This window comes from Pseudomonas sp. ChxA (assembly GCF_030263855.1).
Taxonomy (GTDB): Bacteria; Pseudomonadota; Gammaproteobacteria; order Pseudomonadales; family Pseudomonadaceae; genus Aquipseudomonas; species Aquipseudomonas fluorescens_CB.
Map to the genome: position 1 here is coordinate 3,599,038 of NZ_JARPMK010000001.1, position 16,035 is coordinate 3,615,072.

Below are 16,035 nucleotides of genomic sequence, written 5' to 3' on the forward strand. Positions count from 1 at the left end.
CACCATGGGCAACCTCACTATCAAGCACGTCCGCGCCTTTGTACTGCGCGGCGGCGGCGCGGACTACCACGACCAGGCAGACGGCCACTGGATCGACGATCACATCAGTACCCCCATGAGCAAATACCCCGAGTACCGCCAGAGCCGCCGCAGTTTCGGGATCAACGTACTCGGCACACTCGTGGTGGAAATCGAGGCCAGCGACGGCACCGTCGGGTTCGCCGTGACCACCGGTGGCGAGCCCGCCGCGTATATCGTCGAGAAGCACCTGGCGCGCTTCCTGGAAGGCGCCCGTGTGACCGATATCGAGAAAATCTGGGACCAGATGTACCAGTCCACCCTGTACTACGGCCGTAAGGGCCTGGTGATCAACACGATCTCCGGTGTCGACCTGGCGCTGTGGGACCTGCTCGGCAAGATCCGCCAGGAACCGGTGCACCAGTTGCTCGGCGGCGCGGTGCGTGATGAATTGCAGTTCTACGCCACCGGCGCCCGCCCCGACCTCGCACAGAAGATGGGCTTTATCGGCGGCAAGATGCCCCTGCACTACAGCCCATCGGAAGGCGAAGAAGGCCTGCGCAAAAACCTCGAGGAACTGGCGACCATGCGCGAGCGGGTCGGCCCGGACTTCTGGCTGATGCTCGATTGCTGGATGAGCCTGGACCTGAACTACGCCACCAAACTGGCGATCGGCGCCCATGAATACGGCCTGAAATGGATCGAAGAAGCGCTGTCGCCCGACGACTACTGGGGCTATGCCGCCCTGCGCAACAACGTGCCCAAAGGCATGTTGGTCACCACCGGCGAACACGAAGCCACCCGTTGGGGCTTTCGCATGCTGCTGGAGATGGGTTGCTGCGACATTATCCAGCCGGATGTGGGCTGGTGCGGCGGCCTCACCGAGCTGGTGAAAATCTCGGCCCTGGCCGACGCCCATAATGCGCTGGTGGTGCCTCACGGCTCGTCGGTCTACAGCTACCACTTCGTCGCCACCCGCCATAACAGCCCGTTCGCCGAGTTCCTGATGATGGCGCCCAAGGCCGATGAGGTGGTGCCGATGTTCCATCCGCAACTGCTCGGTGAACCGGTGCCGGTGAATGGCCGCATGCGCCTGTCGGTGCTCGACAAGCCCGGGTTTGGCGTGGATCTCAACCCCGATTGCCAACTGCATCGTCCGTATAACCGCTGAGGATTCCCGCCATGAACATGCCCCACAACGCTTTCAAGGCTGCGCTGCGTAAAGACGCTGCGCAATACGGGATCTGGGCCGGCTTCGCCACCGCCTACGCTGCCGAGATCGTCGCCAGCACCGGTTATGACTGGATGTTGATTGACGGCGAACACGCTCCCAACACCGTGCCCAGCGTGCTCAACCAGCTCCAGGCCGTGGCGCCCTACGCCACTGCGCCGGTGGTGCGTGCGGTGAGCAGCGACGCCAACCTGATCAAGCAACTGCTGGATGTCGGTGCGCAAACGCTGATGATCCCGATGGTCGAAACCGCCGAGCAAGCCCAGGCCCTGGTGCGTGCCATGCGTTACCCGCCCCACGGCATTCGTGGTGTCGGCGGCGGCTTGACCCGCGCTACCCGCTGGGACAGCGTGAACGATTACCTCAATACCGCCCATGAACAGCTGTGCTGATCGTGCAGGTGGAGTCGCGCCTGGGGGTGGAAAACGTCGCGGCGATTGCGGCGGTGGAAGGCGTGGACGCGGTATTTATCGGCCCCGCCGACCTGTCCATCGGCCTCGGCCATGCCGGCAACCCCGGGCATCCCGAGGTGCAGGAACGCATCCAACATGCGGTCAACGCCACGCTGGCGGCCGGCAAGGCCTGCGGAATCCTCGCCCCCAACGAAGACGATGCCCGCCGCTATCAAGCCTGGGGCTGCCAGTTCATTGCGGTGGCCATCGACATCAGCCTGCTGCGCCAGGGTGCCATGGCGACCCTGGCCCGCTATCGCCCTGCCGCCGACGCCAAAGCGCCGTCACGTACCTACTGAGGAGCCAAGCATGTCATCCGTACCGGTCTACCAGAACTTCATCAATGGCCGCTTTACCTCAAGCGATGCGCACCTGGATGTATTGAACCCGGCCACCGGCGGCCTGTTGTCGAAGGTCCCGGCGTCCACCTCCGAAGACGTCGACCAAGCCCTGGCTGCCGCGCGTCATGCGCAAAAAGACTGGGCGCGCGCACCGGCGATCGAACGTGCCGGGCACTTGCGCCGCATCGCCGCCAAGCTGCGGGAAAACGTCGCCCACCTGGCGCGCACCATCACCCTGGAGCAAGGCAAAGTCAGCGGCCTGGCGGAAGTGGAAGTCAACTTCACCGCCGACTACCTCGACTACATGGCCGAGTGGGCGCGCCGCATTGAAGGCGAGATCATCACCAGCGACCGCCCCAATGAAAATATCTTCCTGTTCCGCAAACCCCTGGGTGTGGTGGCCGGCATCCTGCCGTGGAATTTCCCGTTCTTTTTGATCGCCCGCAAGATGGCCCCGGCGTTGCTCACCGGCAACACCATCGTGATCAAACCCAGCGAAGAAACGCCGAACAACTGCTTCGAGTTCGCCAAACTGGTGGCCGAAACCGACCTGCCAGCCGGGGTATTCAATGTGGTCTGCGGCGATGGCCGCGTCGGTGGCGCCCTCACCGCCCACAAGGGCGTGGACATGATCAGCTTCACCGGCAGCGTCGCCACCGGCTCGCGGATCATGGCTGCTGCGGCGCCGAACATCACCAAGCTCAACCTGGAATTGGGTGGCAAAGCCCCCGCCATCGTCCTCGCCGATGCCGACCTGGACCTCGCGGTAAAAGCCATTCGTGACTCGCGGATTATCAACAGCGGCCAGGTGTGCAACTGCGCCGAACGGGTGTACGTGGAGCGCAAGGTGGCCGACCAGTTTATCGAGCGCATCAGCGCCGCGATGGCCGCCACTCGCTACGGCGATCCCATCGCCCAGGCCGATGTGGAGATGGGCCCACTGATCAACCACCAGGGCCTGGACAGCGTCAATCGCAAGGTACGCACCGCCTTGAGCCAGGGTGCATCGCTGGTCACCGGTGGGCAGATTGCCGATCTGGGCCAGGGTTTTCACTTCCAGCCCACGGTATTGGCCGGTTGCCGCGCCGACATGGAGATCATGCGCGAAGAGATCTTCGGGCCTGTGCTGCCGATCCAGATTGTCGATGACCTGGATGAGGCCATCGCCCTGGCCAACGACTGCGACTACGGCCTGACTTCCTCGATCTACACCCGCGATCTGGGCAAGGCGATGCAAGCAGTGCGCGAGTTGTCGTTCGGTGAGACCTACGTCAACCGCGAGAACTTCGAGGCGATGCAGGGCTTCCATGCCGGTGTGCGCAAATCCGGGATCGGCGGCGCCGATGGCAAGCACGGCCTGTATGAGTACACCCATACCCATGCGGTGTACCTGCAAGGCTGAGGTGGTGCAACGGGCCCTGGCGCGTTAGCGTGCGGGCCCTTCCCTGTCCATTCTTCCGAAGGATTGCGCAATGCCTCTTACCCCTTACAGCGGGCCAATCATCGACAGCCACCTGCACCTGTTCGACCCGCGTCGCCCGCAGGGCATTCCCTGGCCCGAGGCGGGCAACGCGCTGTATGCCGCGCATCTGCCGGCGGATTATTGGGCGCTGGCGGATGAAAATAACGTGATCGGCGCCATCGCCGTGGAAGCCAGCCCGTGGCGCGACGACAACCGCTGGTTGCTGGACACCTTGCGCAGCGACTCACGCATGCTCGGCTTCGTCGGCAACCTCGATCCGCTGCACAGCGACTTTGCGGCAGACCTTGAAGCCCTGGCCCCTGAACCGCTGTTCCTCGGCTTGCGTTACGGCAACCTGTGGGACCGAGATTTGCTTGATGACCAGAAGCGCCAAGGTTTTATCGAAGGCCTGCGCCGCCTCGCCGAATTCGGGCGCAGCCTGGACAGCGCCAACCCGAACCCGCGCCTGATCAAAGGGCTGCTGCACCTGAGCGATACCCTGCCCGAGCTGCGCATCATCATCGATCACCTGCCCAACGCCAGCGTGCCGGCCGGTGAAGAATCGGCCTATCACGCTGACCTGATGCGCCTGGCCGAGCGGCCCAATGTGTTTGCCAAACTGGCGGAAATCCCCCAGCTCGGCCCGGCTGGATTGATCCTTGACCCGTCGTTCTACAACGACCGTTTGGCCGTACTGTGGGAAGCCTTTGGCGAAGACCGCTGCTTCTTCGGCCGACTGGCCCAACAGCGATCACCTGGCCGATTTCACAAGCACCCTGGGCCTGGTGAAGGCCTGCCTGGCGGGCAAACCCGAGGCGGTGCAAGGCAAGTTCTTCCTGCACAACGCGGTGCGCATCTACAGCCCCACGCCACCCCACGGAGGCCAGTGATGCAGACCCGAGCCTTTCGCATGAACCTCAACCCCGGGCAGCAGGCCGAGTACCGTCGACGCCATGACGAGATCTGGCCGGAACTCGCCCAGGCCCTGCGCGATGCCGGCGTGGTGGACTACCGAATCTTCCTCGACGAACCCAGCAACGCCCTGTTCGCCGTGATGACCCACGAAGACCAGCACCGCCTCGACGCATTGCCGGGCACCGCGCTGATGCAACGTTGGTGGCACTGCATGCAAGACATCATGCCCAGCCACCCGGACGCCTCGCCCGTCAGCGTGGATTTGATCCCGATGTTCAGCCTCACCCCAGGCTGAATCAGCGCGGTACCACAACAATAAAAAAGGATTCGACTACGTGGAAATCATTCTCTTCGGTGTGATCCTGCACTTCATCGGCGGCTTCGCCTCCGGCAGTTTCTACATCCCCTACAAGAAAGTCCGCGGCTGGGCCTGGGAAAGCTACTGGATCACCGGTGGCCTGGTATCCTGGTTGATCGTGCCGCTGATTGCCGCGCAACTGACCGTGCCCGGCTGGGCCGACATCCTGCGCCAGGCCGACACCAGCACCCTGCTCTGGACCTACCTGTTCGGCGTGCTCTGGGGCATCGGCGGGCTGACCTTCGGCCTGACCATGCGCTACCTCGGGCTGTCCCTGGGTATGTCGCTGGTACTCGGCCTGACCTCGGCCCTCGGTGCGCTGATGCCAGCGCTGTACCGCGACCTGTTCACCGACGCCACCGAAGGCACGCTGACCTCGATGCTCGCCTCCCAGGGCGGGCATTGGGTGCTGTGGGGTGTCGCAGTGTCCCTGGTGGGCATTGCGGTGTGCGGCAAGGCCGGTCTGATCAAGGAGCGGGAGGTGCCGGAAGCGGTGAAATTCGCCAGCATCAGCGAGTTCTCGGTGGCCAAGGGCATGCTGGTAGCGGTGATCTCCGGGGTGCTGAGCGCGTGCTTCAGTTACGGTATTTCAGCCGGGCGCCCACTGGCTGCCGCGGCTGTCGAGCACGGCGCCAACAGCCTGTTCCAGAACAACGTGACCTTCATGGTGATCATGTGGGGTGGCCTGACCACCAACGGCCTCTGGTGCCTCTGGCTGAACTGCCGCAACCGCACGTTCCACAACTACACCGACCGCAGCGCCCCGCTGTTAAGCAATTACCTGCTCGTGGCGTGCGCCGGAACCCTGTGGTTCCTGCAGTTTTTCTTCTACGGCATGGGCGAAAGCCGCCTGCAGAACGACGCCAGTTCGTGGGTGCTGCACATGTCATTCATCATCATCGTCTCCAACGGCTGGGGCCTGTATTTCCGTGAATGGCAGGGGACCAGCGCTACCAACAAAAGCGTATTGGTGGCCGGTATCGCGGTGATTCTCGGCGCTATCGCGATGGTCGGTTACGGCAACTATCTCGGCTGAGGCCGTTTTTTTCGAGGAGTTCATTTATGTTACTTGCAGATAAAACCGTGATTATTACTGGCGCCTCCCGTGGTATCGGACGCGCTGCTGCCCGTGAGTGCGCGCGCCAGGGGGCTCGTGTGGTGATCGGCCACAGCGGCAGTGGCCAGGGCACTGAGGCGGCGTTTTCGTTGATCGAGGAGATCAAGGCGTTCGGTGGCCAGGCAGTGGAAGTGGGCGGCGATGCGGCCGACCCGGACACCGGTGACAAACTGGTAGCCGGCGCGCTCAAGGCATTCGGCAGTGTGGATGTGTTCGTCAACAATGCCGGGATTTGCCCGTTCCATTCGTTCCTCGACATGCCGCGCGAGGTGTACCTGAAGACGGTCAACACCAACCTCAACGGCGCCTACTTCGCCGTGCAGGCGGCGGCCAACCAGATGAAAAACCAGGGCAAGGGCGGCGCGATCATCGCCGTCAGTTCCATCAGTGCGTTGGTGGGCGGCGGGATGCAGACGCACTACACGCCGACCAAGGCCGGGCTGCATTCGTTGATGCAGTCCTGTGCGATTGCGCTGGGGCCGTATGGCATTCGCTGTAATTCGGTGTTGCCGGGGACGATTGCTACCGACATCAACAAGGAGGATTTGGCGGATGAAGAGAAGTTGGCGTACATGACGTCGCGTACGCCGCTGGGGCGCCTGGGTGAACCTGACGATGTTGCGGGGCCCATTGTTTTTCTTGCTTCGGATATGGCGCGCTATGTGACCGGTGCGTCGCTACTCGTGGATGGCGGGATGTTCGTTAATTTGCAGTAGTGTCACCCCACAAACTACAGAGGGGGCTTTGGTGCTGGATTCCCTTTACTCCCTCAGTACCGCCCCCTGATTAGTGCGCCCCCTGATTAGTGACAGGCAGCTTCATCTCGGTCTGGATTGATCGCTTGTACTTTGAATTGTTCGGGGTAACGCGGGTTGCTCATGGCCCCCCCTATTTGGGCTCAGTTTAAGACAAAGAGGTGTCTAGGACACCCGGGGCGATTCATAGATCAGAGCGTGCCATGCAGAACCTACCAAGACACTCGCGATCCAGGCCGTATGCACGCCGAACATCTACGGCATGGGATGATATTTATGCGGGCCATTTCGTGGATCGCCCTCGCCCACTGATCTACAGTTCCAGACGCGCGGGGCGATAAACGCAAAAGGGAACGCCCCTGACGGAGCGTTCTATCTTGGTGGCTCAGCGGCGAAAGAGACGGTCTAGAACGAGCAGAGCGACTGCACCGATCGCGATTGCAGCAACTGGTTTTTCTTTAACAAATGTAGATACGCTGTCGAGTGCATCGCCATAGGCTTGGGTCAACTGACCAGCAACTTGGCGGCCATTCCCTTCAACCTCGAGCTTCGAATCACCAAACAATTTACCGACTGCGCTCTGCGCTTTGCCAGCAACCTTGTCTACAACACCTTCTACCTGTTCGCTCTTCATGATTCACCAAATGTTCGTGTGTGAGTGAGTACCCCAGAAAAACCTGGGTTTGAAGCAATCTGCACAGCGTTAGGCGGACGAGCGTAATGATTAGTTCAAATTGAAGTTGATCTCAAACGCGTGTCGCGCGGTTTCCTCAAATGACTGTGAGCCCCGTCCACTGCTCCGGGACGGCCCACAAATGTTCAGTATTGATCGGATCTGCTGCCCACGTTGCAACGCCTTTTTGGTCGTGACTTGGCTTATGCCACTACCTCAGCGGTGCGACGCCTTGGTTCGGCGGCGCAAATACCGCACCAGCGCCGCAAGGGTCACCAGTGCTACCACTGTGATGAAGATCGGCAGGCGATACGGTCTCAGGTCGCCTAAGAAATGCTGTAACGCTTCGCCGGCCCAGTAGCCTGCGCTGACGAACAGCGTGGCCCAAATCGCCGCACTCAGCACATTGATCAAGGCGAAACGCCAGGGCGCCAGACCGCTTGCACCTATTACCATGGGCCCCACTAAGCGCATTCCGTAGAGGAAGCGTACGGCGAATACAGAGATCATGGGGTAGCGATGAATAATGCCCTCTACCCGTTCGATGGCAGACTGGTGACGCTTGAGTTTGGGCAGCAGGCGGCTCCCGAAATAACGGCCTGTCCAGAACAGTAGCTGATCGCCGAGTATGCCGCCCAGGGTGGCCCAGCCCACTACATGCAGCCATTGCAGGGTGCCCTGGTGTGCAGCCATACCGCCGAGGATCAACACTGTTTCGCCTTCCAGCAGGCAGCCCACGAAGATTACCCAGTAGCCATAGACTGCAATCAACGCGTTGAGGTCAAGATGTTCGAGCATGGGCATTCCTGGATCTGGTGGAGGCGATGGCGGCAGCATTAATGGCATAAATAGATCTTTCCCTCGATCGATTCATGCACTTCTTATTGATGAGAATCGGCCTCCTCTGCGGGATAAAACTCGCCCTCCTTGCTCATTTTTTTCAGCCGTTCGCGCACAATTAACTCAACGTTGGCCACTGCGGCTTGATCGTCAGGGTTCACCAGCTGCAAGCACAGGCGCTGGGCATTCTGATCGTGGGTGCCCTCGCTCATCATCTCGTGAGTGAAAACTTGTTCGCCACGCCATAGGCATAGCTGGGTATGAGTCTCGCCCAGCCATATCTCGTTGGTGGACCTGAGGTCGGTGGTAGCCAGTTGATCCAGAGTGATTGTCTTATCCATTGCGCTGTACCTCACCAATGAGTAGATATGGGTAGACTCAAAGGCACAATGGGTCGTTCCAATCGTGTGCAATTTCACCGCGCTAATACAGCATAAATCTCAGCAACCACCTGCGCCGTCGCCTGTTCAATCGGCCCTTCATTACGGCACAAAACCCACCCCTGTTCGCCGGCCGCTCGCACAAACGCCTGGGTACACTCGACATGCTCTTGCAGCGTATGGATCAACGTACTGCCCAACCCGCGTCGTCGTTGCGCTGCCCTTGACCATGAAACCTCGGGGTTGGTAATGACGCCCACATGCAGGTCCGGCACTCGCACGTTTCGGTCCAGGTTTAACTGCAATATGGCTGCGAACGGGACTGTGCGGCGAAACGCTGCATCTGAGGGGTACCAGCGATCTATCAGTATGATGCTGTCGGGTGGTTGTTTAGTCAGCACGTTCCGGGAAATCCAGAGCCGGCTATCCGCAAATCGCTCACACACTCTCCACTCCGAATCATCGGTGGGGTTTCTGGCGTGTGCGTTGACCAGGGCCATGGTTTCAGCCCTGTAGGGATCGCTTTTTCTCTCGCATAGGCGGATCACTTTTTTGTTGTCTGCCCGCAGTGCTTGGGTAACGGCTTCCAACAGCGTGGTTTTACCCGTGCCTTTGGGGCCATCCAGGGAGACAAATAATGGACGATTCATGCTTCACGTAATGATGGATAAGTGATGAGCACCTTAACGTAGTTTGGGGCCAATGACGCTTGGCGATGCTATGGCTCACGCAGCAAAAAAGACGTGCCCCATGCCAACGATTCCAACCCCAAGTGCACCGCCAGCGTCTGGCCGATATCGGCAAAGCTGGCTCGCTCGCCCAACCAGCCCGCCGCCACGCCTGCACCATAAGCCAGTACGGGCACATGTTCACGGGTATGGTCGCTGCCCGGAAGAGACGGATCACAACCATGGTCTGCGCTGATGATCAGCAATGTCTGCGGGTCCATCAATGCCAGTAATTCCGGCAGCCTGCGGTCGAAGGCTTCCAGCGCGGCAGCGTAGCCGACCAGGTCTCGGCGGTGCCCGTAGAGCATGTCAAAGTCGACGAAGTTGGCAAACACCAGGCTGTTGTCTGGCGCTTCGCGGTAGGCCTTGAGCGTGGCGTCGAACAGCGCGTCGTTGCCATCGGCCTTGTACAAGCGGCTGATGCCTCTATGCGCGAAAATATCGCCGATTTTGCCCACCGCATGCACAGTGCCGCCAGCGTCGCAGAGGCGATCAAGCAGCGTCGCTGACGGCGGCGGCACGGTGTAGTCGCGGCGATTGCCGGTGCGCCGGAACTGGCCCGCGTGTTCGCCGGTAAACGGTCGGGCAATGACCCTGCCGACCGTGTATTCATCACACAAGGTGCGGGCTATTTCACACACCCGGTACAGTGCTTCAAGGCCGAAATGGCTTTCATGGGCGGCGATCTGCATGACGCTGTCGGCCGAGGTGTAGCAAATCGGCTGCTGGGTGCGGATGTGCAATTCACCCAGATCGTCCAGCACCGTGGTGCCCGAGGCATGGCAATTGCCCAGGATACCCGGCAACCCTGCCCGCTCAATCAGGTCGGCGAGCAATTGCGGTGGAAAGGACTCGGTCGGCCGCTCGAAATAACCCCAGTCGAACAACACTGGCACGCCCATCATCTCCCAATGCCCGGACGGCGTATCCTTGCCGGATGATTGCTCGCGCGCATGGCCGTAGGCGCCAATCGGTGCCGCGTCGCCCCAGTTGCCTGGCAACGCTCCATTGCCACTGGCCGCCGCTGCGGAGCCCAATCCCAGCCGGCCCAGGTTCGGCAGGGTCAAAGGTCCCCGGCGCACTGGCCCATCGGCCTCACCCCGGGCGCAGGCTTCGGCGATATGGCGCAAGGTGTCGGCGCCGGTATCGCCAAACAGCGCGGCGTCGGCGCTGGCACCGATGCCCAACGAATCCAGCACTAATACGATAGCCTTGCTCATAGGATTGCCTGGATCAATTCGCGCGCGGCCGGGCGTTCAGCGCCTAGCCGATACGCTGCGCGCAAGGCGGATGCGCCCTGCCCGGCCTGCTCTTGGGTGCGCGCATGCACCCAACCCAGAGGCCGTTTTGCATTCACCTGTTCGCCTACAAAGGCCAGTTCGCTGAAGCCCACAGACAGGTCCAGCACGTCGTCCGGATGGCTGCGTCCACCGCCCAATGTCACCACCGCCAACCCCACCGCTCGGGTGTCGATCTCGGTGACACAGCCCTCCTCCTCAGCCCACACCGGCACCGACACGGCCGCCTTGGGTAAATGTTCATCGGGCTTGTCGGTAAAACCCTGCGGGCCGCCCAGCGCAACGACCATCTGTTCAAAGCGCTGCAAGGCCGCGCCGCTCTGCCAGGCTTGATGCAATTGATCACGGGCCTGAGCCTCGTCCCTCGCCAGGCCAGCCATCGTCAGTGCCTGGGTAGCCAGCGCCAACGTCACCGCCCACAGGCGTTCACTGCGCACCTCGCCCTTGAGCAAGGCTACCGCTTCCGCTACCTCCAGGGCATTGCCGGCGCTGCGGGCCAGCGGCTGGTCCATATCGGTGATCAGGGCGCGGGTATTGACCCCGGCACCGTTGGCCACCGCAACGATACTCGCGGCCAGTGCCTGCGCCTGTTCGGGCTCGGCCATGAAGGCGCCGTTGCCGGTCTTCACATCCATGATCAGCACATCGAGGCCGGCGGCGAGTTTTTTGCCGAGGATCGACGCGGTGATCAGGTCAATCGACTCCACCGAACCCGTCACATCACGGATCACGTACAAGCGCTTGTCCGCCGGCGCCAGGTTGGCGGTTTGGCCGATAATCGCGCAGCCGACTTCGGCCACCACCGCGCGCAGGCGTACGGTGCTGGGTTGGCAGTCGTAGCCGGGAATGCTTTCGAGTTTGTCCAGGGTGCCGCCGGTATGCCCCAGGCCGCGCCCGGAAATCATCGGCACGTAACAGCCGCAGACCGCCAGCAAGGGCGCCAGCAGCAGGCTGATCATGTCGCCGACGCCGCCGGTGGAATGCTTGTCGACGACCGGCCCCGGCAGCGCCCATTGCAGAGTCTGGCCGGAATCGCGCATTGCCTCGGTCAAGGCAATGCGTTCGCTCACGTCCATGCCCTTGATGAACACCGCCATGGCGAACGCCGCCACTTGCCCATCGCTAAGGCTGCCGTCGGCTATGCCGGCGACAAACCGTTGAATGTCCAGCGCGGCCAGCGCATGCCCGTCGCGTTTACGGCGAATCACTTCTTGTGGCAACCACATACTGTGCTCCTTACAGCGAAATGAAAAAGCCGACAATCGCCGCACTCATCAGGTTGGAAAGCGTGCCGCCGATCATGGCCCGCAGGCCCAGCCGCGCCAGTTCTTGACGCCGTTGCGGGGCGATGCCCGTGAGGCCGCCCAGTTGGATGGCAATCGAGGACAGGTTGGCAAAGCCGCACAGGGCGAAAGTGACGATCACTTGGGTGTGTGCCGACAACAGCGGCACCCCGGCTGCGGCCGCTTTGTCTGCGGTCAGATAATTGGCCAGGTCGGCATAGGCGACGAACTCGTTGAGCACCAGTTTTTCACCGATAAAACCGCCGGCCAGCACCGCCTCATGCCACGGCACTCCGAGCAGAAACGCGATGGGCGCCAACACGTGCCCGAGCACCAGTTGCAAGGTCAGCTGCGGGTAGCCAAACCAGTTGCCCGCCCAGCCCAGCAGCCCGTTGAACAAGGCGATCAACGCGATAAACGAAAGCAGCATCGCACCCACCGCCAAGGCCAGGCGCAAGCCGACCTGCGCGCCCTCGGCCGCCGCGTCGATGATATTGGTCGGCCGATTCTCGGCCTGCCCCAGCTCTTCAATCACCTCGTCGGTGCGCGCCGCTTCGGTTTCCGGCTCCATGAGCTTGGCCATCAACAACGCCCCCGGCGCCGACATGAAGCACGCCGCGATCAGGTATTTGAGTTCCACCCCAAGCCCGGCGTAACCGAGCAGCACCGAACCTGCCACTGCAGCAAAACCACCGACCATCACCGCGAACAACTCAGAGCGCGTCAGCTTGGCAATGAACGGCCGCACCACCAACGGCACCTCCGACTGGCCAATGAAAATCGCCGACGTCACCACCATCGACTCGACGCGACTGGTGCCCAGCAACAGGCGCAGGCCGCCGCCCACCAGCCGGATAATCCAGCCCATCACGCCGATGTAATACAGCACCGAGATGAAGCTGCCGAAGAACACAATCATCGGCAACACCCGGATAGCGAATACAAATCCGCCATTGCCGAACACTTCAAACATATGCGGCGAACTCAAACCGCCGAACAGAAACTCGATGCCTTTGTTGGCATACAGCTGCAGCGAGGCGACCGCTCCCGACAGCGCGGCGAGCACCGTCTGGCCCCAGGGCACGTACAACGCGAAAGCGCCGATCAGTACCTGAATCACAAAAGCGACCGAAACCGTGCGCCAGTTGATCGAGCGTCGCTGGTGGGATAAAGCAATGGCAATGACAATAAGGGTCGCTATTCCGACAAGACTGATCATGCAGGCGTCTCAACAAGGGACCAAGCGGACGCAGGCCAGCAGGCCTGCCCAGGATTAGAAAGCGTCGAAGGCGCCCGGCAGCAATTGCGCCAGGGTCCAGGTACGGGTGGCGGCCGGGTCACTGCCCTGGCAAATCACCACCGCATCCTTAGCCATCAACTCCAGCATCACCTGGCGGCAGGCACCGCAAGGGCTTATCAGTGAAACGTTGGGTGCGTAAACCGCGATGGCCCTGAAACTGCCCGGCGCATGGCCCTGGCTGATGGCACTGAACAAAGCGCTGCGTTCGGCACAATTGGTCAGCCCGTAGGAGATATTCTCGACGTTGCAGCCCAGTACAACCTCACCGTCGGCGGTCAGCAACGCCGCGCCTACCGGAAACTTCGAATAAGGCGAATACGTACGCTCGGCCGCCCGCTTGGCCTGTTCCATCAAACGCTGTTCAATTGTCATCTACAGGGGCATCCCATTTTTTTGCGAGCACGTCCAGGGAGGTCGTGACGCTCTTATGGGTGTTATTAAAATAACATTTGATGTGAATACTCAATCTTTATTTTTAGCCCTGAGCGAAAGTCGGCTTGGCCTGCGCCGATAAGCTTCAACAGGCCACACGCGCCAAACGCCCTCTATGCAACGCCTAACCCCAGACTCTCGCGCAAGGTCGTGCCTTCATACGCCGTGCGATAAACCCCACGCTCCTGCAACAACGGTATGACTTCCCGGGTAAACCGCGTGAACTGCCCCGGATGGCCAATATAAATATTGAAGCCATCCACCGCCCGCGCCTCCAGCCAATCGGCCATCTTTTGCGCCACAGTATCCGCCGTCCCCACAAACGCCCCCGGCCGCAGTTGCCGGCCAAATTCCACGGCCTGACGCAAGGTAAAGCCCTTCTCCCGCGCCTGATCGGCAATGCGCTTGGCATTGGTATAAAAGCTGCTGCGTGCTGCCTCCAGGCTTTGCTGTGGAAACGGCGCATCCAGGTCGTATTGGCTGAAATCATGCCAGCCGAAATTACGCCCAAACTCCTTCAGTGCCAGTTCAAAGCTGTGGTCGGCCTGATGGTAATGCTGCTCGATTTCACGCGCATGTTCGTCAGTGTCACCCACATAGATTTCCGCGCCGGGCATCACCAGCAATTGCTCCGGATCGCGTCCGTGCTGCAGCGCCCTGCCCTTTATATCCCGGTAAAACGCCTGGCCCTGCTCGATGCTGGCGGCGTGGGTAAAGATCACATCGGCGGTGGCGGCGCCCAGGTCGCGGCCTTGTTCGGAGTCACCGGCCTGGAAGATCACTGGTTGGCCCTGGGGCGAGCGTTGGATATTCAGCGGGCCCACCACGGAAAAGTGCTCGCCCTTGTGGTTCAGGCTATGCAGTTTGCTCGGGTCGAGGAATTGGCCTGTCGCACGGTCACGCACGAAGGCGTCATCCTCGTAGGAATTCCACAAGCCCTGCACCACTTGGACGTGTTCGGCGGCGCGGCCATAGCGGGTGTCGTAGTCGTAATGCTCGTCGCGACTATAATTGCCGGCGGTGCCGGCATCGCCACTGGTGACTACGTTCCAGCCGGCGCGGCCTTTGCTGATCAGGTCCAGGGAGGCCAAGCGCCGTGCCACGTTGTAGGGCGAGTTGTAGGACGTTGTCAGCGTGCCGACCAAACCGATATGCCGTGTGCTGACGGCCAACGCCGATAGCAATGTCAGTGGTTCCAGGCGATTGAGGTAATGGGACGGCGAGCCGGGCGTGATGAACTGGCTGTCGACGATGAACATCAAGTCGAACAGTGCGGCCTCGGCCTGGCGGGCAATGTCGATGTACCAGTCGACGTTGACGCTGGCATCGGCCGGTAACTCGGGGTCAAGCCATAGGTTATGGCGGCCGGGGCCGCCGCAGCCCATCGTCAGGGCGCCAAGTTTCAGCTGTCTTTTAGTCATTTGTTCAGTGTTCCTTGAAGCGTTTTGGCCACGGCGGGTTGCAAGGCGGCCGCGAATGAATCGTCGAACAGGCTGGCCGCCGAATAGGACTTGACCAGGCCTTGGCTGGCAAAAAAGTCCACGGTCTTTTGCGCTTCCACTGGCGACTGGGCCGTGACCGGCTCAACCGTGGTGCGCGCGCGGGCAAACCAGGCGCGGGCGATGTCGGCATCGGCGCGGGTACGTTTGGCCCAGGCATCGGCATACGCATCGGCATTAGCCGGGCTTTGGCGTGTCCAGTCGCGGGCCTTCTTCAAGCGCTGCAGAAAGTCGCTGATCGGCGCGCGTTTGCTCTCCAAGGCCTTGGTGTTGGCGGCAATAAAGCTCTGCGCCGGAATCAACCCCTCAGCCGTCGCCAGCACCCGTGCGCCTTGGCGTTCCTGCTGGGTAACGTAGGGCTCCCAGGTGGCGATCACATCAACCGAGCCGCCTTCCAGCGCATGGGAAGCATCCAGCGCGCTGAGGTAACGCAACTCCAGCGAGTCACGTGATACGCCGGCTTTGTCCAGCGCCGTCAGCAGCAGTTGCTGGCTCCAGGAGCCTTTCCAGATGGCCGCGCGCTTGCCGGCAAGGTCGGCAAGGCTGTGGATCGAGGAGTCTTTTCTAACCAGAATCGCCACGCCTTCGAGGTTCTGGCGGCTGATGCCAATCACCTTGATCGGCGCGCCGAGTGCGCCCAGGAACAACACCGGCGCATCCCCCAGCAGGCCGATGTCCAGGCTGTTGGCATTCAACGCTTCGGCGACGGGCGAACCGGCGGTGAATTGCTTCCATTCCAGTGTGTAAGGCAGATCGTTGAGCACCCCCGCCGCTTCCATCACGGCCTGGGCGTTGTAGCTTTGGTCGCCCACCACCAGCGTTTGCGCGTGCGCAGTCAGGCAGAGCATGGCGGCAGTCATCCCGGCCGCCAGTGTTGTCAGGTAACGCACGTTTTTCTCCAAATGCCTGTTTATAAGGACGCAGAAGATGCGGGACTGATCACTCGGTGTAAA

Annotated in this window: 15 protein-coding genes and 1 pseudogene; 6 read left to right on the forward strand and 10 right to left on the reverse strand. The window is 61.3% G+C overall.

The window, feature by feature from the left end:
- Positions 1-4: 4 nt before the first annotated feature.
- From rhmD to lra1, 6 genes and pseudogenes are all read left to right on the forward strand, one after another.
- Positions 5-1,189, forward strand: coding sequence for an L-rhamnonate dehydratase (gene rhmD, locus P5706_RS16115; protein WP_063029975.1), 1,185 nt, complete (start codon positions 5-7; stop codon positions 1,187-1,189).
- 11 nt (positions 1,190-1,200) lie between these two features.
- Positions 1,201-2,000 (forward strand): annotated as a pseudogene (locus P5706_RS16120) (aldolase/citrate lyase family protein).
- A gap of 10 nt (positions 2,001-2,010) precedes the next feature.
- Complete coding sequence (gene aldA, locus P5706_RS16125) at positions 2,011-3,444, forward strand: aldehyde dehydrogenase (protein WP_285680082.1); 1,434 nt, start codon at positions 2,011-2,013, stop codon at positions 3,442-3,444.
- A gap of 70 nt (positions 3,445-3,514) precedes the next feature.
- Complete coding sequence (rhaM, locus tag P5706_RS16130) at positions 3,515-4,714, forward strand: L-rhamnose mutarotase (protein ID WP_285680084.1); 1,200 nt, start codon at positions 3,515-3,517, stop codon at positions 4,712-4,714.
- A 40-nt stretch (positions 4,715-4,754) separates the two neighbouring features.
- Positions 4,755-5,813, forward strand: coding sequence for an L-rhamnose/proton symporter RhaT (gene rhaT / locus P5706_RS16135; protein ID WP_285680086.1), 1,059 nt, complete (start codon positions 4,755-4,757; stop codon positions 5,811-5,813).
- Positions 5,814-5,839: 26 nt separating this feature from the next.
- Positions 5,840-6,610, forward strand: coding sequence for an L-rhamnose 1-dehydrogenase Lra1 (gene lra1, locus P5706_RS16140; RefSeq protein ID WP_285680088.1), 771 nt, complete (start codon positions 5,840-5,842; stop codon positions 6,608-6,610).
- A 424-nt stretch (positions 6,611-7,034) separates the two neighbouring features.
- On the opposite strand, the gene P5706_RS16145 is transcribed toward lra1, so the two are convergent.
- The 10 genes from P5706_RS16145 to P5706_RS16190 all read right to left on the reverse strand — a co-directional run bounded on the left by P5706_RS16145 (position 7,035) and on the right by P5706_RS16190 (position 15,972).
- Entirely contained in the window at positions 7,035-7,283 is a 249-nt protein-coding gene (locus P5706_RS16145; protein WP_285680090.1) for a CsbD family protein, read from the reverse strand.
- A gap of 255 nt (positions 7,284-7,538) precedes the next feature.
- A complete protein-coding gene (locus P5706_RS16150; RefSeq protein WP_285680092.1) occupies positions 7,539-8,120 on the reverse strand; it encodes a DedA family protein in 582 nt (193 codons plus the stop codon).
- 83 nt (positions 8,121-8,203) lie between these two features.
- A complete protein-coding gene (locus P5706_RS16155; protein ID WP_285680094.1) occupies positions 8,204-8,503 on the reverse strand; it encodes a hypothetical protein in 300 nt (99 codons plus the stop codon).
- A gap of 74 nt (positions 8,504-8,577) precedes the next feature.
- Positions 8,578-9,192: a dTMP kinase gene (locus P5706_RS16160; protein WP_285680097.1), complete on the reverse strand. Its 615-nt coding sequence runs from the start codon at positions 9,190-9,192 to the stop codon at positions 8,578-8,580.
- A gap of 68 nt (positions 9,193-9,260) precedes the next feature.
- Entirely contained in the window at positions 9,261-10,490 is a 1,230-nt protein-coding gene (locus tag P5706_RS16165) for a phosphopentomutase (RefSeq protein WP_285680099.1), read from the reverse strand.
- Positions 10,487-11,794 carry a thymidine phosphorylase gene (gene deoA / locus P5706_RS16170; protein WP_285680101.1) on the reverse strand — a complete coding sequence of 436 codons (1,308 nt, stop codon included), beginning with the start codon at positions 11,792-11,794 and terminating at the stop codon, positions 10,487-10,489. The genes P5706_RS16165 and deoA overlap by 4 nt, the downstream gene beginning before the upstream one ends.
- Before the next feature lie 10 nt (positions 11,795-11,804).
- Positions 11,805-13,070, reverse strand: a complete 1,266-nt coding sequence (locus P5706_RS16175; protein ID WP_017135630.1) for a NupC/NupG family nucleoside CNT transporter — start codon at positions 13,068-13,070, stop codon at positions 11,805-11,807.
- A 54-nt stretch (positions 13,071-13,124) separates the two neighbouring features.
- Positions 13,125-13,523 (reverse strand): cytidine deaminase, encoded by a 399-nt coding sequence (locus tag P5706_RS16180; RefSeq protein ID WP_177024411.1) that lies wholly within the window; start codon positions 13,521-13,523, stop codon positions 13,125-13,127.
- Between the two features lie 173 nt (positions 13,524-13,696).
- On the reverse strand, positions 13,697-15,004 hold the full coding sequence (locus tag P5706_RS16185; RefSeq protein WP_285680106.1) for an LLM class flavin-dependent oxidoreductase: 1,308 nt from the start codon (positions 15,002-15,004) through the stop codon (positions 13,697-13,699).
- Positions 15,001-15,972: an ABC transporter substrate-binding protein gene (locus P5706_RS16190; protein ID WP_200432967.1), complete on the reverse strand. Its 972-nt coding sequence runs from the start codon at positions 15,970-15,972 to the stop codon at positions 15,001-15,003. The genes P5706_RS16185 and P5706_RS16190 overlap by 4 nt, the downstream gene beginning before the upstream one ends.
- Between the last annotated feature and the right edge of the window lie 63 nt (positions 15,973-16,035).

Bases quoted from the DNA above. Each gene is read 5' to 3' on its own strand.
- P5706_RS16145 (WP_285680090.1), bottom strand. From the start codon at position 7,283: ATGAAGAGCGAACAGGTAGAAGGTGTTGTAGACAAGGTTGCTGGCAAA.
- lra1 (WP_285680088.1), top strand. From the start codon at position 5,840: ATGTTACTTGCAGATAAAACCGTGATTATTACTGGCGCCTCCCGTGGT.
- P5706_RS16185 (WP_285680106.1), bottom strand. From the start codon at position 15,004: ATGACTAAAAGACAGCTGAAACTTGGCGCCCTGACGATGGGCTGCGGC.
- aldA (WP_285680082.1), top strand. From the start codon at position 2,011: ATGTCATCCGTACCGGTCTACCAGAACTTCATCAATGGCCGCTTTACC.
- P5706_RS16180 (WP_177024411.1), bottom strand. From the start codon at position 13,523: ATGACAATTGAACAGCGTTTGATGGAACAGGCCAAGCGGGCGGCCGAG.
- P5706_RS16160 (WP_285680097.1), bottom strand. From the start codon at position 9,192: ATGAATCGTCCATTATTTGTCTCCCTGGATGGCCCCAAAGGCACGGGT.
- rhaM (WP_285680084.1), top strand. From the start codon at position 3,515: ATGCCTCTTACCCCTTACAGCGGGCCAATCATCGACAGCCACCTGCAC.
- P5706_RS16150 (WP_285680092.1), bottom strand. From the start codon at position 8,120: ATGCTCGAACATCTTGACCTCAACGCGTTGATTGCAGTCTATGGCTAC.
- rhmD (WP_063029975.1), top strand. From the start codon at position 5: ATGGGCAACCTCACTATCAAGCACGTCCGCGCCTTTGTACTGCGCGGC.
- deoA (WP_285680101.1), bottom strand. From the start codon at position 11,794: ATGTGGTTGCCACAAGAAGTGATTCGCCGTAAACGCGACGGGCATGCG.
- P5706_RS16165 (WP_285680099.1), bottom strand. From the start codon at position 10,490: ATGAGCAAGGCTATCGTATTAGTGCTGGATTCGTTGGGCATCGGTGCC.
- P5706_RS16155 (WP_285680094.1), bottom strand. From the start codon at position 8,503: ATGGATAAGACAATCACTCTGGATCAACTGGCTACCACCGACCTCAGG.
- P5706_RS16175 (WP_017135630.1), bottom strand. From the start codon at position 13,070: ATGATCAGTCTTGTCGGAATAGCGACCCTTATTGTCATTGCCATTGCT.